This is a genomic window from Maribacter sp. (assembly GCA_020629415.1).
GTDB classification, from domain to species: domain Bacteria; phylum Bacteroidota; class Bacteroidia; order Flavobacteriales; family Flavobacteriaceae; genus Maribacter; species Maribacter huludaoensis.
In genome coordinates this window covers 34,027-56,815 of record JAHDDL010000016.1, presented here as the reverse complement: position 1 = coordinate 56,815, position 22,789 = coordinate 34,027, and the positions used below count along the sequence as shown (strand labels likewise).

At 34.8% G+C, this 22,789-nt stretch carries 18 protein-coding genes; 10 read left to right on the top strand and 8 right to left on the bottom strand.

The genetic code is table 11. The features are described from left to right. Window positions 1–4: 4 nt before the first annotated feature. From QZ657_RS08480 to QZ657_RS08450, 7 genes are all read left to right on the top strand, one after another. Window positions 5–661, top strand: a complete 657-nt coding sequence (locus QZ657_RS08480; protein ID WP_291966251.1) for a CBS domain-containing protein — start codon at window positions 5–7, stop codon at window positions 659–661. 1 nt (window position 662) lies between these two features. Next, window positions 663–1,544 (top strand): NAD kinase, encoded by an 882-nt coding sequence (locus QZ657_RS08475; protein ID WP_291966249.1) that lies wholly within the window; start codon window positions 663–665, stop codon window positions 1,542–1,544. A gap of 112 nt (window positions 1,545–1,656) precedes the next feature. Then, window positions 1,657–2,343, top strand: a complete 687-nt coding sequence (locus tag QZ657_RS08470; protein WP_291966247.1) for a DUF6089 family protein — start codon at window positions 1,657–1,659, stop codon at window positions 2,341–2,343. 8 nt (window positions 2,344–2,351) lie between these two features. Then, window positions 2,352–3,092 (top strand): isoprenyl transferase, encoded by a 741-nt coding sequence (locus QZ657_RS08465; protein WP_291966246.1) that lies wholly within the window; start codon window positions 2,352–2,354, stop codon window positions 3,090–3,092. Window positions 3,093–3,096: 4 nt separating this feature from the next. After that, complete coding sequence (locus QZ657_RS08460) at window positions 3,097–5,694, top strand: outer membrane protein assembly factor (RefSeq protein ID WP_291966275.1); 2,598 nt, start codon at window positions 3,097–3,099, stop codon at window positions 5,692–5,694. Window positions 5,695–5,797: 103 nt separating this feature from the next. Then, on the top strand, window positions 5,798–6,652 hold the full coding sequence (locus tag QZ657_RS08455) for an OmpH family outer membrane protein (RefSeq protein WP_291966244.1): 855 nt from the start codon (window positions 5,798–5,800) through the stop codon (window positions 6,650–6,652). A 52-nt stretch (window positions 6,653–6,704) separates the two neighbouring features. After that, entirely contained in the window at window positions 6,705–7,214 is a 510-nt protein-coding gene (locus QZ657_RS08450) for an OmpH family outer membrane protein (RefSeq protein WP_291966242.1), read from the top strand. Window positions 7,215–7,262: 48 nt separating this feature from the next. On the opposite strand, the gene QZ657_RS08445 is transcribed toward QZ657_RS08450, so the two are convergent. The 4 genes from QZ657_RS08445 to gcvP form a co-directional block, all read right to left on the bottom strand. Then, a complete protein-coding gene (locus tag QZ657_RS08445) occupies window positions 7,263–8,117 on the bottom strand; it encodes a glycosyltransferase (RefSeq protein WP_291966240.1) in 855 nt (284 codons plus the stop codon). Window positions 8,118–8,132: 15 nt separating this feature from the next. Next, complete coding sequence (locus QZ657_RS08440; protein ID WP_291966238.1) at window positions 8,133–8,654, bottom strand: methyltransferase; 522 nt, start codon at window positions 8,652–8,654, stop codon at window positions 8,133–8,135. Between the two features lie 2 nt (window positions 8,655–8,656). Next, a complete protein-coding gene (locus QZ657_RS08435; protein ID WP_291966236.1) occupies window positions 8,657–9,715 on the bottom strand; it encodes a 3-oxoacyl-ACP synthase III family protein in 1,059 nt (352 codons plus the stop codon). A 161-nt stretch (window positions 9,716–9,876) separates the two neighbouring features. Continuing rightward, window positions 9,877–12,729 carry an aminomethyl-transferring glycine dehydrogenase gene (gcvP, locus tag QZ657_RS08430; RefSeq protein ID WP_291966234.1) on the bottom strand — a complete coding sequence of 951 codons (2,853 nt, stop codon included), beginning with the start codon at window positions 12,727–12,729 and terminating at the stop codon, window positions 9,877–9,879. Between the two features lie 135 nt (window positions 12,730–12,864). Between gcvP and QZ657_RS08425 the strand changes: the two genes are divergently transcribed. Beyond that, complete coding sequence (locus tag QZ657_RS08425) at window positions 12,865–13,686, top strand: hypothetical protein (RefSeq protein ID WP_291966232.1); 822 nt, start codon at window positions 12,865–12,867, stop codon at window positions 13,684–13,686. Here the strand turns inward: QZ657_RS08425 and QZ657_RS08420 are convergent. Together QZ657_RS08420 and QZ657_RS08415 are read right to left on the bottom strand one after the other, a co-directional pair. After that, window positions 13,679–13,909: a hypothetical protein gene (locus tag QZ657_RS08420; RefSeq protein ID WP_338089453.1), complete on the bottom strand. Its 231-nt coding sequence runs from the start codon at window positions 13,907–13,909 to the stop codon at window positions 13,679–13,681. The genes QZ657_RS08425 and QZ657_RS08420 overlap by 8 nt on opposite strands. Before the next feature lie 2 nt (window positions 13,910–13,911). Further along, window positions 13,912–14,466 carry a sigma-70 family RNA polymerase sigma factor gene (locus QZ657_RS08415; RefSeq protein WP_276471619.1) on the bottom strand — a complete coding sequence of 185 codons (555 nt, stop codon included), beginning with the start codon at window positions 14,464–14,466 and terminating at the stop codon, window positions 13,912–13,914. Between the two features lie 72 nt (window positions 14,467–14,538). Here QZ657_RS08415 and QZ657_RS08410 point away from each other — a divergent pair, with 72 nt between their 5' ends. Continuing rightward, on the top strand, window positions 14,539–14,892 hold the full coding sequence (locus tag QZ657_RS08410; RefSeq protein WP_291959970.1) for a rhodanese-like domain-containing protein: 354 nt from the start codon (window positions 14,539–14,541) through the stop codon (window positions 14,890–14,892). Between the two features lie 11 nt (window positions 14,893–14,903). Here the strand turns inward: QZ657_RS08410 and QZ657_RS08405 are convergent, their stop codons facing one another. Together QZ657_RS08405 and QZ657_RS08400 are read right to left on the bottom strand one after the other, a co-directional pair. Further along, window positions 14,904–15,302: a response regulator gene (locus tag QZ657_RS08405; RefSeq protein ID WP_276471621.1), complete on the bottom strand. Its 399-nt coding sequence runs from the start codon at window positions 15,300–15,302 to the stop codon at window positions 14,904–14,906. Between the two features lie 6 nt (window positions 15,303–15,308). Beyond that, entirely contained in the window at window positions 15,309–19,856 is a 4,548-nt protein-coding gene (locus QZ657_RS08400) for a PAS domain-containing protein (protein ID WP_291966229.1), read from the bottom strand. A 376-nt stretch (window positions 19,857–20,232) separates the two neighbouring features. Here QZ657_RS08400 and QZ657_RS08395 point away from each other — a divergent pair, with 376 nt between their 5' ends. After that, entirely contained in the window at window positions 20,233–22,731 is a 2,499-nt protein-coding gene (locus QZ657_RS08395; RefSeq protein ID WP_291966227.1) for a toxin-antitoxin system YwqK family antitoxin, read from the top strand. Window positions 22,732–22,789 lie beyond the last annotated feature (58 nt).

The following is a 22,789-nucleotide window of genomic DNA, read 5'->3' as shown; positions in this document are numbered from 1 at the left end:
GTCTATGAATATTCAAGAACATATCATTACGAATTTACCGGTATTCGATATTAACGATACCGTTGAGAAACTCTTGGAGTTTTTTCATGATACAACGTATTCACATATTGCTATTCTGGAAGACGGGAGGTTCTTGGGCCTTTTTTCTGAAATAGATGCCGATGGATTATTAGCTAATGCTAAAATTGACGAGTTCAGGTATGAGTTGCAAAACTTTTTTGCCCGTAGAGATACCAATTGGTTAGATGTGTTAGAGGTTTTTGCTAGAAACGAGGCCAATTTGCTTCCTGTTCTTAATGAAAAGCAAGAGGTAGCCGGTTACTATTGCTTAACACATGTTGTTGCCGAGTTTATTGATACGCCTTTCTTTACCGATCCCGGTAGTATTTTGGTGGTTGCAAAAGGTTTTAAGGATTATTCGTTCAGTGAAATTGCTCAGATAGTAGAAAGTAACAACGCTAAGCTTTATGGTGGTTTCATAACAGATACGCAAAATGACGTTATTCAGGTAACCTTGAAAATTACCGCCAATAATTACAATAAAGTGGTGCAGACCTTTAGGCGTTACAATTATCATATTATTTTTGGCAACAGTGATGATGAGTTTTTAGAGGACTTAAAAAATAGATCGGATTACTTGGATAAATACCTTAATGTATAATATGAAAGTAGCAGTTTACGGTCAAACTTATCAAGATAATGCCATTGAATATCTCGTAGAGCTTTTAGATGAGTTACAAACGGTTTCTGCAGATGTTCATATAGAAAAGGAATTCTATGATTTGTATAAATCCAAGGGTAATGCGCAAGACTTTCCAGTATTTACAATTACAGAAGGTTTAAATGCTTCTTTTGACATGTTCGTTAGTTTTGGAGGTGACGGTACTATATTAAGAGCTACTACTTTTGTAAAAGACCTTGGTATTCCTATTGTAGGTGTCAATACAGGGAGGCTAGGTTTCCTTTCTACCTTTAAAAAAGAAGATGTTAGAAAAGTTGTTCAAGAATTCAAGCAAGGCGCATATACGGTAGTAGAACGTAGTTTGGTTCAGTTGAATACTGAAAAATTGGATGCCGAGTTTGGTGACTTAAATTTTGCATTGAACGAAATTACCGTAAGTAGAAAAGAAACTACTTCTATGATAACGGTCGAGACCTATTTAAATAATGAGTATTTGACATCTTATTGGGCAGACGGTTTAATTATTTCTACCCCAACGGGATCTACTGGGTATTCTTTAAGTTGTGGTGGTCCTGTAATAGTGCCTACAGCTAAATCTTTGGTGTTGACACCAATTGCTCCACATAATTTAAATGCGCGGCCTTTGGTCATTTCAGATGATACCGTAATACGTTTAAAAGTGTCCGGTAGGGAAGAGAACCACTTGGTTTCTTTAGATTCAAGAATAGCTTCATTGGAAAATGGGGAGGAGATTACTATTAGTAAAGCTCCTTACACAATAAAAATGATAGAATATACTTCAGAAAGTTTTTTAAAGACCTTAAGGAATAAGCTTCTATGGGGCGAGGATAGGCGAAATTGACCAAACATTTAAACAATAATTGTCCTTAATCGCTGTTTATCTTTTGAGAACTTAAACTTATTGCATTTTCAGTATTAATTATTAAATCTGCAATAATCGTAAAATTTATTTTATGCGTTATATAACGTTATTAATATTACTTTTTTCATTGTCAGGTTTGCATGCGCAGACTTATGAGGTGGGTATTTTTGCAGGTGGTGCCAATACAATTAGTGATGTTGGTAGAACAGATTATTTGCTGCCTTCTAATATTGCTTTTGGCGGCTTGTTTAAATGGAATATCAGTAAAAGATATGCATGGCGTGGTAGTTTAACCTATGGTAAGTTTACCGCAGATGATACTAAATCTAGTTCCACGGCAAGACAGCAAAGAGGTTATGTAATGGATAACTCGATCTTTGAGGGTTCTGTAGGTTTGGAATTTAATTTCGTAGAATATAATTTACATAAACTTGGACCTGCTTTTACACCTTATTTATATACTGGACTTACCTATTTTAGGTATGATTATCAGTATTTTAATGGTGGTGTATTACAGGATATAAACCAAAAAGAAGGAAGTTTTGCTGTGCCAATGACCGTAGGTTTTAAGTATCGTATCAATCAGTTTCTTATTTTTGGGGGCGAAATTGGTGCTAGGTACACTTTTACGGATAACTTGGATGGTAGTAACCCTGAAGGTTCTAACTTTGAAGAATTCCAATTTGGTAATATATTTAGTGATGACTGGTATGTGTTTTCTGGTTTAACTTTAACCTACACTTTTGGAAGGAAACCTTGTATGGATTGTTTTGAGTAAATTATACGATGAGTGATATAAGCGATATAGATAAACTGAATGTTCCTAAGCATCTTGCTATTATTATGGATGGTAATGGTAGATGGGCAAAAGAACGTGGTAAACTAAGAGTTTTTGGTCACGAACATGGGGTAAAAACCGTTAGAATTGTTGTGGAACAATGTGTTCAGCTAAAAGTTGAATATCTAACCTTGTATACTTTTTCTACAGAAAATTGGAACAGGCCAAAGATAGAAGTGCAGACGCTTATGCGCTTATTGGTGTCTTCATTAAAGAAAGAACTTAAAACTTTTAACAAAAATAATGTGCGCCTAAATACTATAGGCAACATAGATGCACTACCCGCAAAAGCTTATAAAGAGTTGGTAGAGGTTATGGATCAAACCAAACAAAATACAGGCATGACGTTGACTTTGGCGTTGAGCTATGGAGCTCGTGAAGAGTTGCAATCTATGGTGAAAGAGATAAGTACCAAAGTTAAAAATAATATAATTTCAGTTGAAAACATTGACCAAGAAATTATAAATAACCATCTTTACACGCATGATTTGCCAGACGTAGACTTGCTAATCCGTACTAGTGGAGAACATCGGATCAGCAATTTTTTATTATGGCAAATAGCGTATGCAGAGTTATATTTTATTGATGTATATTGGCCTGATTTTAGAGAGCATCATTTAGTTGAGGCCATAAAAAATTACCAGAACAGAGAACGAAGATTTGGAAAAACAAGCGAACAACTCACTTAAAGATATGGCCAGGTTCATATCATTGAACCACTTTTTAACTACCCTTTTATTTTTGATCACTTTTATTGCCGCCGCACAGGATCCTTCCTATGAGGATGGTAAAAGTTATATTTTAGGAGGTTTAGATGTTACGGGACTGCAAAGTTATAATGAGCAAACCGTAAAAACGTATACCGGTCTAAGGGTTGGTCAGCCTATAACATTACCCGGGGAGCAGATTAGTGAAGTCATTAAAAAATTATGGGGTCTAGAGCTTTTTAGCGAGATAGATATCTTTATAACCAACATAGAAGAGAACACGGTCTTTCTGGAATTGAACATAATTGAGCGTCCAACCTTATCCAATGTTAAGTTTTACGGAGTTAAAAAAGGGAAAGTTGAAGGTTTAATTAAGGATACAGATCTTAAAAAAGGAAAGAAAATTACCGAAAGTTTAATCTCAAATTCTAAAAATTATATTGCCAATAAGTATAAAAAACAAGGCTATCTAAATGCCGATGTTACTATTGCCACTTCTAAAGATACGCTTGATACTAACACCCGTAACATGGTTGTAAATGTTAATAAAGGTGATAAAGTAAAAATTAGAGATATCATATTTGAAGGTAACGAACAGTTGTCAGACAAAAAGTTACGTAAAGCCTTAAAGAACACTAAAAAGAAGAAATTAGGTCGTTTCTGGAAAAAGTCAAAATATATTGAAGAGGATTACGAGGAGGACCTAGGTCTGTTAATAGATAAGTTTGCTGAAAATGGATACCGTGATGCACGTGTATTATCAGACTCTATTATAAAGGTCGATGAAAATAATATTGATTTAAAGATAAAAGTTGAAGAGGGAGATAAGTATTACTTTGGTAATATTGATTTTGTTGGTAATACGGTGTATACCGATCGTCAATTAAATCAAGTCTTAGGTATTAAAAAGGGTGATACCTACAACGGTGTTTTGTTACGTGAAAGAATAGCGGACAATTCTAAGCCTGATCCAAGTGATGTTACCAGTTTATATCAAAATAATGGATACTTGTTTTCTACCATTAACCCTGTTGAGATATCAGCTGCAAATGACACTATTGATTTTGAAATTAGGATTATAGAAGGTAAAGAGACTTTCTTGGATCATGTTACCGTTTCCGGTAACGATAAAACGAATGATCACGTAATCTATCGTGAGCTACGTACTAGACCTGGTCAAAAGTATAACAAGGCCGATATTATCAGAACCATTCGTGAATTAGGTCAACTTGGCTTTTTTGATGCGGAACAAATAACTCCAGATGTATTGAACGCAAACCCAAATGAAGGAACTGTGGATTTGGCATGGAATTTAGTTGAGTCTGGTTCTAGTCAAATAGAGTTGCAAGGTGGTTATGGTGGCGGTGGCTTCATTGGTACATTAGGGTTGTCATTTAGTAACTTCTCTATTCAGAACTTGTTTAAGGGTGAAAAATATAAGCCCGTGCCAATGGGAGACGGTCAAACCTTTGCATTACGTTTGCAGGCCAGTCAAACTTACCGGGTTTATAGCTTAAATTTTGCAGAGCCATGGTTAGGAGGTAAAAAGCCGGTACGTTTTAATTTAAGTATGTCCAGAACGCAACAGTTTGCAGCTTCTTTTGATAATAGCGGTGATATTGATGTAAGAAAAGATCAACAGTTTTCTATTACAGGTATAACTGCGGGTCTGGCAAAACGTGTACAATGGCCAGATGATTTCTTTACCATTTCTCACTCCCTCAGTTACCAATTGTATGATTTCAGAAATTATAATATAGGTCTTTTTAACTTTGGTGACGGTAGGGCAAATTCATTGGCGTATACTTTTGGTATTTCTAGGAATGCTACACAAGGTGGTCGTATATTCCCAAGAGGTGGATCTAACTTTGAAATTAGTGCTAAGTTTACTCCGCCATGGTCATTGTTCAGTGATAAGGATTATAGGTCATTGCAAAACCAGGCAAATGAAATTGAGGATATTGCAACGGCCAATAGAACTAGTGTGGAACAGTCACAGCTTGAAGAAATTGATCAAGAACGTTTTAGATGGTTAGAGTATTATAAAGTAAAGTTCAAAGGTGATTGGTATACTACTCTTGTTGATAAACTAGTATTACGTAGTAACGCCGAATTTGGCTTTTTAGGGAACTATAATAGTGCTGTTGGTGATGTTCCTTTTGAAAGGTTCTATGTAGGTGGTGATGGTTTAGGTAACTTCACATTAGATGGTAGGGACGTTGTTCAGCTAAGAGGTTATGAAAACCAAGCTATTACTCCTTACTCCGATGATGGTTCTGTAGATGGTGCATTAATTTATAATAAATTCTCTTTAGAGCTAAGATATCCATTAACATTAAAGCCTTCTGCATCTATCTACGGTCTTGCATTTTTAGAAGGTGGTAATTCTTTCAACAATTTTCAGAACTTTAATCCGTTTGAATTAAAACGATCGGCCGGTGTGGGGCTGCGAATCTTTATGCCGGCATTTGGTTTGTTGGGTATTGATTTTGGTTATGGGTTCGATGAGGATCTTAGACCACAGTCTATAGGACAAGGACCTAGCGGATGGCAAACTCACTTCATTATTGGTCAACAGTTTTAATTTTCATTGAATTATTATACTCGTGCTTTATGCTAATCCTTTAATTATGATAGATTTAGTAATTTTGGCACGATATTTTCTATAGGATTAAACGACATTAACAATGAGTACAAAAACAAGAGTTCTATTTATAGTTTCGGTCATCTTCATGACTGTTCAGGGTTTTGCCCAAAGAGGGGTAAGAATGGCATATGTAGATATGGAGTACATATTACAGAATGTAGATGAGTATAGAGAAGCTACGCAGCAATTAGAAACTAAAGTACAACGTTGGAAGATTGAAGTGGAGCAGAAGCAAAGTGTGGTAGAGCAGATGAAGAAAGATTTGATGGCAGAGAAAGTACTGTTAACTCCAGAACTTATAGCGGAGCGCGAAGAGGAGATTCAAATTTTGGAACGTGAGATGATCGAATACCAACAAGATCGTTTTGGACCACAAGGAGATTTAGTGTTGCAAAAAAGAAGGTTGATACAGCCTATACAAGATCAAGTGTTCAATGAGGTTCAGAAAATTGGCACGAATAAAAAGTATGATTTTATTTTTGATAAATCTGCGGATGTTGTAATGTTGTATTCCGAAAAAAGACACGATATTAGTGATTTGGTGCTAAGAGGTATTGCTAGAACAAGAAAAATTAGTAAACCCACCAAAAAGTCGGATGATCGTAGTAGATTAGATGATTTTGAAGGTGAAGAGGAAGAAGAAGTGGTAAGTGAGGCTTTACAAGAGCGTTTGGATAAAGCGGCACAAGCTGCTGAGACAAGGGAGAAAAGTGCAGCTGATGCCAAAGCGGAGCAACTAAAGTTGCGCGAGGAAAGAAAGAAGGCTTACGAAGAAAGAAGAAAAAAGTTATTGGAGGAAAGAGAAGCCAAGAGACAGGAAAAGTTAAAAGACAGAAGCGAAAATAAAAAAGAAGAAAATAGCGATACCGAAAAAGATGATAACGGTACTATTTAAATAGGTCTATAGACCGTAAATTAACACTTAAAATTGAATTAAAATTACACTCATGAAACAAGTAAAACAAATTGTGGTAGCCTTATTGTTGTTCGTAGCAACGACAAGTTTTGTAAATGCCCAAAGTAAAGTAGCTCATATAGATGTTACTCAATTATTATCTGCAATGCCAGAGATGAAAGCTGCAGAAGCAGAGCTTAAAAAGTTACAAGAAACGTACAATGCGGATATCGAAGGTTCAATGACGGAATTGCGTAATAAGTATACACAATACTCAAATGAAGCTGCTACGAAATCTAAGGAAGAAAACGAAAAAAGATCGATAGAGTTACAAGGTTACGAGAAGAATATTGGTGAGGCCCAGCAAAGAGCACAACAAGAATTTCAAAAGAAACAAGCTGAGTTGTTCGCTCCAATTTCTGAAAAAGCTAAGGCGGCAATAGAACAAGTTGCAGCAGCACAAGGATTTGATTACGTTATCGATGCGCAAGCTGGTGGCGGTTTGATCGTTGCGAAAGGAAAAGACCTTTTGGCAGATGTTAAAAAACAATTAGGTTTCTAATAGATGCCTCATATTATAAAAAAAAGCCATCTATCAGATGGCTTTTTTTTATGCTATTATTTTTCTCTTAATATTCGTCCATCGTAGGTTTCTTATAAATTTACCCTCTTCTTTAGTAACTAAATATGCTTTGCCGTTCAATACGGCCTGTGTATAACCAAGCATATTGTTCCAAAAAGACTTTATGGATTTATTTTTCATCGCCATTTTTAAGGAAGCTATACATGTAATTGCAAATCCATATCGCATAGTATACATTGCCTTTCCTTGTAGTTTTTTTGCTCTTGCGTTATATCCTTTTCCAGTAGGTCTTAAATGCTTTACATGAAGGTTTTCTTCGGTATATGTAGAAAAGCCATGAAACCTTGCTAAGAGCTCATCTACAGTATCCCATCCCATTGCGTTCTTCAATCCTCCTATGGCTTTAAAACAAGCTTTAGAATAGGCTTTAATGGCTCCTCGTACATGGTCTTTATCCATTGGGTGGTTCAATATCCATTCTCCAGCATTATTTTGCTCATAAATGAATCCGCCACAAATACCTAAATTCTTATTTTGTTGATAATGCGAACATATTACTTTAAAATAATTAGAAGGTAAAATAACATCTGCATCTAGTTTTACGATAACATCATAATGCTCATCTAATAACTCTAATCCCTTATTAAACGCATTAATGACTTTGCTACCCGGCATGTGTTGTGTAGACGAAGTTGTGTTCAGCTTTTGAAACAGACTGTTTGTTGTACAGTAGTAGTTTATGATGTTTTCAGTGTCGTCTGTAGAATTATCATTAACTAGAACAACTTTTTTAGGGGCTAATGTCTGTTGTAAAATAGAGTCTAAAGTACTTTTTAAAAAAGCCTCTTCGTTGTGTATAGGAATAACTATGTAGTAATCCATTTTGAATATAGTCTCTTATTTTCTGGTCGCGTAAACAATATAATATCTAGGGGTAAATAATCTTAAAATTGGTCTAAAGCCAATTTGCTTTACGGGATTCGTCCATTTCATTGAATCTTGTATCTCCCAACCAGCTTTCTCCAGAAGCCAATTAAATTGCCAATCTTCAAATTCATGATAGTGCCTATCCCACTTATCGGTTTTGCTTCTGTAAGCAGGCGAAAACCAAAGTTTCAATGGAATACTTGCTACAAGCTTTTTAGATTTTGTGTTGGATAAAAGGTGAAGCGGAGCTAATAGATGTTCAAATATTTCAAATGCCGTTATTACTTCTGCGTCCGTATTTGTTACGGCACTAAAATCAAAATCCAAATCTTCTCCGTTGGTATTGGTTACTTGGTAACCATCTTGCCGCATTATTTTTGTAAACGGATTTTCCACTCCTAAATCTAAAATAGACTCATTAGTGTTTATATGTTTACGTAAAAATTGTAATGTATTCTTATAGCGTTTGCTCGGAAAAGTGTTCTCGTACATGTTTAGATTCTGTATACCATTGCATTGACGTTCATTCCGGCGCCAACACTAGCAAAGATAACAACATCTCCCTTTTTAACTTCCTGATTTTCCAATTTACCTTCCTTCACTAGGTCAAATAATGTAGGTATGGTTGCAACAGAGCTGTTGCCCAACTTGGATATACTCATTGGCATAACGCCTTTGGGCATTTCTTTACCATATATTTTGTAGAAGCGTTTTACTATCGCCTCATCCATCTTTTCATTTGCTTGGTGAATAAATATTTTCTTTACTTCATCAATTTTAACGCCACTTTTATCTAGGCATGAAGCCATAGCGGGCGGTACATTGGTAACGGCAAATTCATATATTTTTCTACCGAACATTTTTATGTAATACGCTTTTTTGTCGTCCTCTTTGTTATAGGATTCACCAAAAAACAGAAAGTTTGCTTCGTCGTTCGCAAACGTAGCAGACTCGTGTGCTATAATTTCGCCTCCGTCACTTGATTCTTCTACAATTGCCGCGCCTGCGCCATCTGAATAGATCATAGAATCACGGTCAAAATCATCTACGATTCTTGATAAGGTTTCGGCGCCTATTACCAAACATTTTTTAGCTATGCCACTTTTTATAAACGCGTTGGCCTGGATCATGCCTTCTAACCAACCTGGGCAGCCAAAAATTAAATCATAAGCAACACATTTAGGATTCTTTATCTGTAATTGGTGTTTTACCCTGGTAGCCAGGCTTGGTAAAGTGTCTCCTTGTATATAGCCATCTTTTAGGTCTCCAAAATTATGGGCTACAATAATATAGTCTATAGTTTCTTTATCTACATTAGCATTTTTGATAGCCTTCTCTGCGGCAAAAAAAGCCAAATTAGAAGTCGTATGTTCTTTGGGGGCATATCTCCTTTCCTCAATACCTGTAATGGCCTTAAATTTCTCAATTATAACCTCATTATTATGTTTGAAAGAAGTGCCGTCTAAATTTAAAAAATTATGCTTATTAAAATCTTTGTTAGAAATTTTTAAATCAGGAATATAACTTCCTGTTCCTGTAATTGAAATGCTCATTTTTAAATTTTGAATTGTAACCGAAATTTAATCAAATTGTAAAAATATTCTATGCATGCATAATAAATTTTACGATGGTCAAGCTATTTTATTTTAAAGGGAGAAATGAAAAAAGCCTTTTCGAAATGTCGAAAAGGCTTTGATATATGGGGTTTGTGCCATTATTCTGTTTCTATATACGCTTCAATAGGTGCGCAAGTACAAATTAAATTACGGTCTCCATATGCATCATCAACTCTACGGACAGAAGGCCAAAATTTGTTTTCTGCTATGTACGGCAACGGAAAAGTGGCTTTTTGTCTTGAGTATGGAAATTGCCAATCATCTGTAGTGGCCATTTCTAAAGTATGTGGAGCGTTTTTTAGAACATTGTTTGGCTCGTCTGTATTAGATTCATCTATTTCTTCCCTAATAGAGATCATTGCTTCACAGAACCTGTCTAATTCTGCAAGATTTTCACTTTCTGTAGGTTCTATCATAACGGTCCCTGCTACGGGAAAAGAAACTGTTGGTGCGTGAAAACCATAATCCATTAGTCGTTTTGCAATGTCCGTAACTTCAATTCCATTTTTCTTGAATGGTCTGCAGTCCAGAATCATTTCATGGGCAGCTCTTCCTTTTTCACCGGTATAAAGAACATCGAACTTGCCTTCTAATTTATGTTTAATGTAATTGGCGTTCAAAATTGCAATCTTGGTAGATTGGGTTAGACCTTGTTCTCCTAGCATCTTAATATACCCATAAGAAATTAGGCAGACCAATGAGCTTCCCCAAGGTGCTGCTGATATGCCCGTGATAGCATTGGTTCCCCCTGTTTTTATTACCGGGTTGCTTGGTAAGAACGGTACTAGTTGTGGTGCAACACATATTGGGCCAACCCCAGGGCCACCACCACCGTGTGGAATGGCAAATGTCTTGTGAAGGTTTAGGTGACAAACGTCTGCACCAATAGTTGCAGGGTTTGTTAAACCTACTTGTGCGTTCATATTTGCGCCATCCATATAGACTTGTCCGCCGTGGTCATGGATTAATTTTGTAATCTGTTTGATCGATGATTCAAATACACCATGTGTAGATGGGTATGTTACCATCAAAGCAGCTAATTTATCTGAGTGTAATTTTGCTTTTTCCTCAAGATCTGCAACATCTATATTTCCTTTTTCATCTGTTTTGGTTACAACAACTTTCATTCCTGCCATTACAGCGGAAGCGGGATTGGTACCATGCGCAGAAGAAGGGATCAAGCATATGTTTCTTTCTGAGTCTCCTCTAGATTCGTGGTATGCTCTAATAACCATCAACCCTGCATATTCACCTTGTGCACCAGAGTTAGGTTGCAATGAAGTATCTGCAAAACCTGTAATGACCGAAAGGTCTTTTGCAAGTTCTCTTAATATTGTTTGGTACCCTTCAGCTTGTTCTACTGGTACAAATGGGTGAATATTGCCCCAGTTAGATGAACTTAGTGGAAGCATTTCACTGGCGGCATTTAATTTCATAGTACAACTTCCCAAAGAAATCATACTGTGGTTTAAGGCTAGATCTTTACGTTCAAGTTTCTTGATGTAACGCATTAATTCAGTCTCTGAATGATATGAATTAAATACCTTGTTTTCCATAAAAGAACTTGTGCGCTGCACATTACTTGGAATTGAAGTAGCGCTTAATAAACTTGTTATTTCTGACGAGGTTTTATCAAGTGCTTCAGCGAATATGGATACAATCTGGTTTAGGTCGTTTAATGAAGTAGCTTCATTGACCGCAATAGAAATAGTATCATTGTCAACAAAATAGAAATTCACTTCATTTGCTTCTGCAATTGGGCGAACTTTTTTAGCATCTGCTTTTACCGTTATGGTATCGAAATAGGCTGAGTTTGTTTGGTAAATACCTAAATTTTCAAGGGCATCTACCAAAGTAACTGCGGTAGCATGAATTTTTGATGCTATGTATTTTAATCCCTTAGGACCATGGTATACACCGTACATTCCTGCCATTACGGCAAGCAATACCTGTGCGGTACAAATATTAGAAGTTGCTTTGTCCCTTTTAATATGTTGCTCTCTGGTCTGTAAGGCCATTCTTAAAGCGGGCTTGCCATCGGTATCCTTGGTTACCCCTATAATTCTGCCGGGTATGTTTCTTTTAAACTCTTCTTTGGTAGCAAAGAATGCAGCATGGGGCCCACCATAGCCAAGTGGAATACCAAAACGTTGTGTTGTACCCACAACAACATCCACTCCAAATTCGCCAGGTGGTGTCAATAAAACTAAGCTCATAATATCCGCGGCTACGGCTACCTTAATATCATTGTCTTTTGCTTTAGCTACAAATGCGGCATAGTCGTAAACTTGACCATGTTTACCGGGATATTGTAAAAGTGCACCATAAAAATCAGAGCTGAAATTGAATTCCTCATGGTCTCCTATTACCAATTCAATTCCTAATGGAATAGAACGTGTTTTTAGTAGTGACAACGTCTGTGGTAATATTTCTTCTGAAACAAAGAATTTAGCAATAGAATTCTTTTTTTGTTCACGACTTCTAACATCAAATAACATGGTCATGGCTTCTGCGGCTGCCGTACTTTCATCAAGTAAAGAAGCGTTGGCCAAAGTCATGCCAGTTAGGTCGGAAACAATAGTTTGAAAATTTAATAAAGCTTCTAATCTACCCTGGGCTATTTCAGCTTGGTAAGGCGTATATGCAGTATACCATCCTGGGTTTTCAAGAATGTTCCTTTTTATTACTGACGGTGTTAAGCTTTCATGATACCCTAATCCAATATAGGTTCTAAAAACTTTATTTTTTTTGGATAAAGCTTCTGTATGAGCAAGAAATTTATGCTCACTCATTGGTGGGTCTAATTTTAGGGGTTCTTTAAGTCTTATATGTTCTGGTATGGTCTCAAAAATAAGTTGTTCCAGATTTTCAACACCAACCGTGTTGTACATGGTATTTAAATCTTCTTCCCTAATGCCGATATGGCGCAAAGCAAACACGTCAGTCTTCATAGATACTATTGTTATATATCTTGTAAAATTACCACTTTTATGTGTTTAATTTAGTGTCGTAAGAAGGCCATATTCTGAAAGTTTTTAACCAAAACAAAAGGTTATAAACACTTTAACTACTTTTGTTTAATGACCATGATCAAAAAGATTTTTGATTTTTACCTTGACGCTAGTATTCATGTCGCTTTGGCGATATTTAGCTTGGTTCATGTTACGGCCCTTACCTTAAACATTAACGTACCTTTTGAACTTTACTGTTTTATCTTTTTTGGGTCTATTAGCTGTTATAATTTTATAAAATTTGGTGTAGAGGCAGAAAAGTATATTCTTGTTTCCAATACGTATCAAAAAAATATTCAATTTTTTAGTCTAGGATGCCTTTTGGTAGCAGCGTATCAATTATTTTTTCTGTCGGAAAAGGTTTTAATTTCATTATTTGTTTTGGCTGCGATTACTGGTCTTTATGCGTTGCCCGTACTGCCCAGGCATAAAAATTTTAGAAGCTTTAGTGGATTAAAAATATTAATAGTTGCGGCAGTTTGGGCTGGTGCTACAGTAGTTTTGCCAAGTATTTCTGTGTTAAATGAAATTTCTTGGAATATAAAAGTAGAAACGTTACAACGATTTTTCTTTGTATTGGTGTTACTGGTGCCTTTTGAAATTAGGGATCTAAAGTATGATAATGTGGCACTTAAAACATTGCCCCAAAGGGTAGGGTTTAAAAGAACAATAGTAATCGGATATTTGTGGGCAATTTTCTTCTATACCCTTACATTCTTAAAATTAGATGTAGATTTAAATTACATAGCGGTTAAAACGATTGTATTTATTATTTTAATGGTAATGCTGTATAAAACAGAATTAGATCAAAAAAGATATTTTTCATCTTTTTGGGTAGAAGCAATTCCATTATTTTGGTGGTTGGTTTTTTTACTTAGCAAGAAGTATATTATTTAGCTTTCGTAAAATTTTCTTTCATCTTCTTTTTCTCTTCATCTGTTAAAACAGCTAATCTTGCCTGATTACATAGAGAAGTTAATTTTGTATTGTCTTTGCTGTGCTTGGCACAGGTTTTACAAATAAGTAAGTGAAACTTTAATTTTAATTTATCCCAACCCGAAGCTTCTTCGTATTGAGCTTTGTCGCAAATATTTGCCGCCTTTTCACATGAAATCATCATAACTAAAACCAATTTTGATTTAAACAACCCATTAAGCCCGTTCTGGCTCTATGTATCATTACCCAAAGGTTAGACGCATTAATACCTAAAGCATTACAAATATCTTCAGTTTCCATTCCTTCAATAGTTTTCATGGTAAAAACCTGGGCTTGCTTTTTTGGTAATTTAGAAATACAAAGTTGTATGGCCAGGCCTAATTCTTCGTTTTCAATAGCATCGTTTTCAAAATTACTGTTGGGGTCCGCAATACGTTCTTCTAACCAATCACCTTCTGCATCGGTCTGTGAACTATAGCTCATACGTACTTCCGCTTTGCCTTTTTTTGAATTTATTTTGCGGTAGTGGTCTATGACCTTGCGTTTTAGAATTGCTATTAACCAAGTACGTTCGGCTGCATCACCCTTAAAATTTTTAGCCGATTTTAGACCTGCGATAAAAGTATCTTGAACAAGATCTTTAGCAATTTCGGCATCGCTTACCCTTGTAATGGCATAATTAAATAGGTAATCTGCATAGAGATCTACCCACTTGTCTGGATTTAGGTTGTTTGTTTCCATTTTATATTCTGCACTTCAAAAGTAATTGAATTTTGGTTATTATATTTACTTTTGGGTATAAACACTGTTATTATGAGGATTTTACTGTTTTGTGTATTGTTGATGAGCGCCCAATTTGTGATCGGTCAGATAGCGTCTAAGCCAATTATGGAATTTGCAGGTTATCAACAATCTTCAGAAGTTTTAATAGATGTTAGGACTCCTGTAGAATTTGAAGAGGGGGCAATAGAAGGTGCTATAAATATTGATTGGTTTTTCCCTGACTTTAATCAGCAAGTACAATCCATAGATAAAAACAAAACAATTTATGTGTATTGTAAAAAAGGTGGTAGAAGTTTGAAAGCTCAAGCCAGGTTAGAGGAGTTAGGCTTTAAAAACGTAATTAATCTAGAAGGTGGTTACGATGCTTATTTGCAAGAAGAGTAGGTTGGGAAAAACTACAACTCTGCTAAAATTTTAGTCAATTGGTTGTCCCTTATCGGTTTAACGATGTAGTCCGTTACTTCTTTTATATTTTTTGTTTTTTCAAAATCTACCAGGTCTACAGAAGATGACAAGATGTAAATGGTAATTTTTTTACTGGTTTTAGGTAGTAATTTTATGTACTCGTCCATAAACCGATAACCGTCCATAACCGGCATATTAACATCCAAAAAAACAACATCGGGCAATTGGTTATGGTTATTTATGTTTTTGGAGAAAAAACTCATTGCTTCTGCACCATCCGTAAATGGTATGATCTCACTTACTGACCTGTGTGCGTTCAACGTATGAAATATAGTGTATTGAAAAACTTCATCATCATCTATTACGCATACCTTAATACTATGATCCATTTTAGTTTAGTTTAAAGTGATATAAAATGTTGTTCCAATATTTACCTTACTATCTACAGAGATAGAACCTCCCATAGATGTTATCTGTGCTTTTGTCAAAAATAGACCTACACCTTTTGCTTCCGGATGTTTATGAAAAACTTTATTGAGTCCAAAAATTTTGCTCCCGTGCATGTTCATATCTATACCTGATCCATTATCCTTAAACTCTAAAAGTACTCTTCCATTCACTTTTTTTGATGATATAAAAATTTCGGGAACTCTTTCTAGTGATCTGTACTTTAAAGAATTACTAACTAAATTAAGAAAAATACTTTCTAAATAGATAGGATTGTATTTTACATTTTCGGCATTTGTAAAATCACTTGTAATTTTGGCACCTGTTTCTATCATTTCTGCCGCTAAAACATTTTTGGTTTTAAGTAGCATTTGTTCAAATGAGATTTCTTCTGTTACTGCTGCTGCATTATGCTTAATGGTAATTGTCTCTATTAGCGCATTTAATGTTTCTGACAAATGTTCAATTACAATTTCAAACTTTTCAAAGACCTCTTGTTTTGTTTGCTCGTTCTTGGTTTTTTTGTACAATGCCAATAGGGCATTTAAATTGCTTACCGGTGAACGCAGGTTATGTGAAGTAATATGGTTGAATTCGGCAAGCTGCTTGTTTTTTGAAGTTAAGATGATAGTGGATTTTTCTAAACTTCTATTCGTGTCCAGTATTTTTTGTTGTGCCTCAATCTGTTCCGTTATATCTTGGCTTGATCCTATTAGCTCAATAACATTATCATCAACATCTAGTATAACCTCACCAATTATTTTAATGGTTCTTATAGAGTTGTCGTTTTTTATAATTCTGTGATGGAAGGTATTGAACTTTTTGGTCTCAATAATTTTTTGACTCATTTCAATAACCTTCTCGCGATCGGCGGGATGCACTTTCTGTAAATACGTACTAAAATCTGGTTTTGTCCCCTGTTCAAAATCTAAAATTTTCAATAAATTTTCAGATTTGTTCATTACATCTTTTACAATATCCCATTTCCAATGACCTATACTAGATAATTGTTCGGCAAAATTCAACAGTTGATTTTTTTCTAGTAAATCTTTTTCTATTTTTAAACGTTCTGTAATGTCTTGTGCAGTTCCTGCTATTACGACTACTTCTCCGCTATGGTTTTTGGTAATACCGGCTATTGATTCTATAGAAAGAACGTTGCCATTATGTAAGACTATGCGAAAAAGGATTGGTTTTGTACTTTCGTCTCCCTCTGTATATCTTTTAACCCGGTCTTTTACATATTCCAAATCGTCTGGATGTATTTTAGAATAGAAAATATTCATATCCATTGGTGAGCTCACCTCCAGATTATAAATCTTATAAAGATTATCTGACCATTTTAATTCATTTGTACGTAGATCAAAATGCCAAGAACCCATTTTGGCAATTTCTTCTGCATAAGATAGTAATTGGTTTTTTTCTTTAATTTTCTCCTTGGCCTCAATTTTTTCGGTAACATCACGTGTTGTACCAATTAATTCGGCAATATCTCCGTTTTGATTTTCTATGATTTCAGATACCAATTCTAAAGAACGTACTGTATTATCATTTTTTATAATACGAAATGACAAAATTTTTCCGCTTTCATGCGTTTCAAGAATGTTGTTAATATGTTGATATGTTCTATCTATATCTTCTGGATGTACTTTAGATAAAAACTTTTCGAAAGTCATTGGGGTGTTCAGTTCAAAGCCATAAATTTTATAAAGGTAATCTGACCAAGTGGAAACGCCGGTAGTAGGGTTCCACTTCCAAGAGCCCATTGTTGCCATTTCTTCAGATACCGATAATAGATGATTTTTTTCTTGAATAAGTTGTTTTGCCTTGATTTGATCGGTGATGTCCTGTGTAGAACCAATAATTTCTATATTGCCTTCATTATCTTTTGAAATTTCCCGTCTAACTTCCAAAGTTTTTATTTCTCCGGTATGTAGCAAAATACGGTAGTAGCTATGTTTGTGTTCTTTGCCTTCAAAAATTTCTTTGATCAATGTTTTAACATCTTCCAGGTCTGGAGGATAAACACTGGCCAATGCACGTTCAATGTTGATTTCTGACCCTAATTCAAACCCATATATTCTATAAAGGTTATCTGACCATTTGTATATATTCTTTTTTGGTTTCCATTCCCAAGAACCAAGCATTGCCATTTGCTCCGCCATGTTCAATTGTTGGTTTTTTTGCAATAACTCTAACTCTTTGGTTTTTGTTTCTGTAATATCTTGACAAACACCGGTCATTTCCAAAACTTGGCCTTCACTATCACGTATAATTTTCCCTAATGATTTTATGATTTTAATGGTGCCGTCATTTAATTGAATTCTATATGTTGAATTTGGAAATTCACCCCCTTTCATGGCACTCGTCAGTTTAGAGACGATCTGCTCTCGATCTTCTTCATGAATATAATTGATATAAGTCTCAAAAGTTAGCGGGGCATCTTTTTTGTGTCCGTAAATGGAATGTAAGTTATTTGACCAAATAACCTCGTTGATTGGCGTGTTCCATTGCCAATAACCGATCATAGCCATTTTTTCGGCAACGTTTAAACGATAATTCTTTTCTGATAGTTCTAAATCTTTTGTGTTACCTTCTGTAATATCTAAGCATGTACCCAACAATTCTTGTGTGCCATCTGTTTTGTTAACGGTTACCTTTCCAATAATCTGAATTACTTTTGTTGTCCCGTTTTTAAGCAGGATTCTATGGGTAAAGTTGTAGAATTTGTTGTCATTTATAGATTGAGCTACTTTTTTCTTGACAAAGGCTTTATCTTTTGGGTGGACTTTGTTAAAATATGTTTCAAACGTCAGATTATCTATGATGGGTTGTTCAAAGATCTGAAACAAATTCTTTGACCAAAAAACACTGTTTTCACTAGGTTTATATCTCCAATAACCCATAGTTGTCAGGTGCTCTGCAAAATCTAGCAATTGGTCTTTTTGAACTAATTCATGTTCTATATCTATAGTATTGGTAATATCACGAGTAGTACCGATCAATTCCCTCTCCTTGTTTAAGTCATTAGAGATAATATCGGCAACTATTTCTAGCGTTCTTACACTACCGTCTTTGATTATAATTCTATGAACGAACTTACATTTTGTATTTGTGTCCTGTACAAATTGCATTGATTTTTTAACAATGTCCTTGTCTTCAGGATGTATGCGTGTATACAAAACATCGAAATTCATGGGGGTGTTTTTGTCAAAATCCATAATTTCATATAGATTTTCTGACCATTTAAACTTACCTGAAGATGGGTTCCATGACCATGTGCCGGCTTTTGAGGTTTCTTCCGTTAGGCTTAGTTGATGGTGTGTTTGTATCAACTCTAGGTCTTTGTTGACTTTATGGGAAATGTCTTGGGTAGTACCAATAAGTTGTATGACCTGCCCGCTGGTATCGGTAACCGCATCTGACACTACCTGAACCGTTTTTACCGAACCATTTTCTAAAATAATTCTATGTAAGAACTTGTGAGATTTTTTGTTGAGCAGAATTTCATTGAACTTTTCTTTGAGATGCTCTAAGTCATCCGGATGAGTATAGTTTTGTAATGTCTCAAAAGTCATTTTTGTACCGATCTCTATTTCAAAAATTCTATAGAGATTATCGGTCCAACTGAATTCTTCTTTTTTTAAATCTAACTGCCAAGAACCTGCTTCGTTTATATTTTCCGTTAATTTTAATTGATGGCTGGTCTGTGAAATTTTTTCCTTTATGGCAATCTTTTCTGAAATGTCTTGGCAAGTTCCCAGCATGGAGATAACCTCTCCTTTTTCATTGCAAATAACTTTACCGGTAGAGCATAATGTTTTAACGGTACCATCTTTTAACTGAATTCTATAATTTAATTCTGGAAATTGATTGGTTTTCAGCGCTAAATCAAACTTAGCCCTTACTGCCTGTTTATCGTCTTCATGAACATAACCAATGTATATCTCATAAGAAATGGGGTTGTTTTTGTTATGGTTGAAAATAGCGTAAAAATTATCTGACCAAGTCAATTCACCGGTAACGACATTCAAATTCCAAGATCCGGATTTTGCTAATTTTTCAGCATAGTTCAGTTGAAGTTTTATTTGCAAATTTTTACTGTCTGTATGGTCATTCTCGCTCCTATCTTCAACCACTCCATATACACTGGTGCATTCTCCATCAATTAATACCGGTTGTGCAGATAGGTGTAAAGGGCGAGAATTTCCTTTGGCAGTTATAATTTCGTAATCCAGTTCAAACGGAGTGCCGTTTTCTATAGCTTGTTTATGTAATTGTAAGATTTTATTTTTTGAATCAACAGCTTTACACTTGCCATAGCAGTTTGTAATATTTGGAATGTGATCTATAGAAACTTCATGAAGTTCCTTTAAGGTGCTGTTCCAATCAACCGTGTTGGTTTTTAAATTGATTTGGAACATACCTGGTTGAGATACTTTCCGGGAAGTTTCTGTAATTTGTATTGCAGGCGAAAGAGCGTCCTCTCTACTCATTATTAAAGTATTAGGTGATTGTCTACAAAATCTCTAATAAAAGCAATAATCGAAAAAGAATAGATTTGTAGCTATATGACTACAAGATAATTATTAAATTTTTGGGACACAGTAAGTTTTTAATTTTTTGGAATTAAAATAACATTACTTTTTTAAATTTTTTATGATTTATGTGGTTGTAACTTTAATTGCTGTAACTATTATATAGGTTGTACTTTGTATTCTAGTACAAACAATTAATTTAGTCTTCATGTTGTTCAATTAATTTTCTCTAAACTATTCCATGTATAAATTTAAAAGGGTTCTAAGTGTTTTTTCAATTCTAAATTCTAAACATCTACTGCTATTAAGTGTTTTTTTAATCAGCAATTTACACTTGGCTTATTCACAAAACGATACTATTTTCTTTAACGCTAAGTGGAAGGTGGTTCCCAAAGAGGATGCTTCTTTTTTTAGGCCCAAAGTCAAAAAGGTGGGTGCTTTGTATAAAATTGAAGATTATTACATAAATGGTAATGTTCAAATGCGGGGTATGTCCTCAAGCGCAGAAAAAGATATTTGGGAAGGCGAGGTTATTTGGTATAATGAAGATGGTACACCTTATAGGCAGGGAACATATGTAAATAGTAGGTTGCATGGTAAGTTTATAAGCTATAGTGAAAATGAAAAATTGGTTGCCAATTATGTAAACGGGTATTTCAATTCAGGTGCAATAGTTTCTGATTATGGTGAAGGCTATTTTTATCAAGAAAAAAAAGGAGACTCATTGCTGCAAGTGTATTATGATAATGATAGAAAAGGAATTAGGTATGAGAATTTTAGCACTTCAATAAAAGGAAATTACTATTCTAGGTATTATGGTGATGATGGGGTGTTAATTGGTGACCGTACGCTACTATCAAATGGTTATGTTAAAGGGATTGAGGTGTTTTATTATTACGATCCTATGAGAGTTCGGCAAATAAGATATTTGCCATATGGTCGAGAACTAGCATCTGCAACATATTATGGTAACGGTCAAATACGCGAAAAGGTAAATACCAATGATAAATGGTCAAAAGAGTATTATTCTAAAAAAGGGGCATTATTGGGTAAAATAGAATATACTCTAGACGGTGATTATTTACGCCCAATGAATGGTACGCTTATAAAATTTCAATTAAGTGAAACTAAAGATTACAGTGGGGCAATAGGTTCTATAACTACCTATACTGATGGGGAAATTCAACTAGAAGAAATTTTTAATGCCGTTAATAAAAAAACTAGGTCTGCCCAATTTATAAACGGCGTCAAGTCCTTGCAAGTAAATTTTGACGATAACGGGAAGGAAATACATAGAATGGTCTTTAAAAACGGTTTACCTTTTCATGGTGTAGAGACTACTAATTATCATACTATAGTTTATGAAAATGGAGATTTGGTAGAAGAGGTCTTTTTTTACCGAGATACCAAGAAGCCTCAAAAGAAGTTGAATAAGACTAAAGAGGTTTATTATGACTTTGACGGCAATATTTTGGGCGAGCTAAACATTAAGTTTGAAAACGGATATAGCACTCCTTGGGAGGGACAACGGTTTACCTTAGGCGCAGAAAAGGGTGAGGTTTTAGGTATAAGTGAGTATAAAGAAGGGGTGTTGGTTAAGCGAACAGATTATAGAAAACGTCTTGTGGACAAAGATACTTACAAGACCTTTAAGAAAATTGAAGAATACGGTGACAACGGTTATGATAAAATAAGGGAGGTTCGTTTTTATAGTAATGGAAAAATGCAAAGTGATATAACTTTTTCTAAATACAAGGAGGTGAAAGGTGTGTTTTTTAATGACCAAGGTGAACAATTAGGTGTTTTTGATTATGAAAGCAAAGAAGGTAAAATGTATAAATTCTTTGTTGATACCAATGAAATACAATTAATAAAAAGTTATGAGAATGGCAGACTGGTAGCATCAAAAAGATATGAGATGCAGAGAAATGTAGATTATAACATAAGCAGACCTATTTTAATACATGATTTTGATATTACTTGTTGTGAATCGTTTTATAGCGATGAAACAGGAGAGTTACTTGGCCGTGTTGAATATGTAAACAACAAACCTTGGAAAGGAACAGCTTATAATACCGCAGATAGAACCAAGTATGTAATAAATCAAGGTAAACGCAATGGTGAATATGTTAAATATGATTATTCCGGCAAAATAAAAGAACAGGGTAAATTCGTAAATGATAAAAGAGAAGGTGTGTTTAATTATTATAGTTATAATGAAGCTTTAAAGAAAACTGAAAATTATAAAAATGACATATTAGATGGAGATGTAGTTTACTATAATGACGAAGGTAAATTGATTTCTAAAGTTGAATACAAGAATGGCAATCCTTACAATGGTACAATACTTCTAAATACATACTCTAAACGTGGTGCTAACGAAGAGTCTTACGAAAAAGGTGTCTTGGTAAAACGTATAACCTATGGTGAAAATGGTAAAAATGCAACTACATATGTAAATGGAATAGAAGATGAGACTGTTTCTTTTTATCCTGAATCAGATTTTATAAGGCTTAAGTACCGGTCAAAAAACAACTATATAGATGGTGATGTAATTAGATATGATGAAAAAGGGAACCAAGAGTTTAAGGCCAATTTAAAAATGGGAAAATTATTATCGGGCACTATTTTGTTAACTACAAATGATTATAATAACAGGGTAAAGTATGTTAAACTTACCAAAGACAATGAATATGTAAAAACAGAAGTATTCGATATTGACGGCATAGTTATTTTTGAGGCCAAAGAAAAAATAATATTAGGTTCTAGACCAGAATATTTAGAACGTTTAAATCTTGTTACGAAGTTTATTGATAGCAATTATCTGTATTGATTTTATATACACAACTACTACTAATAATTAAAAAGGGAGTCGATGTAAATCGACTCCC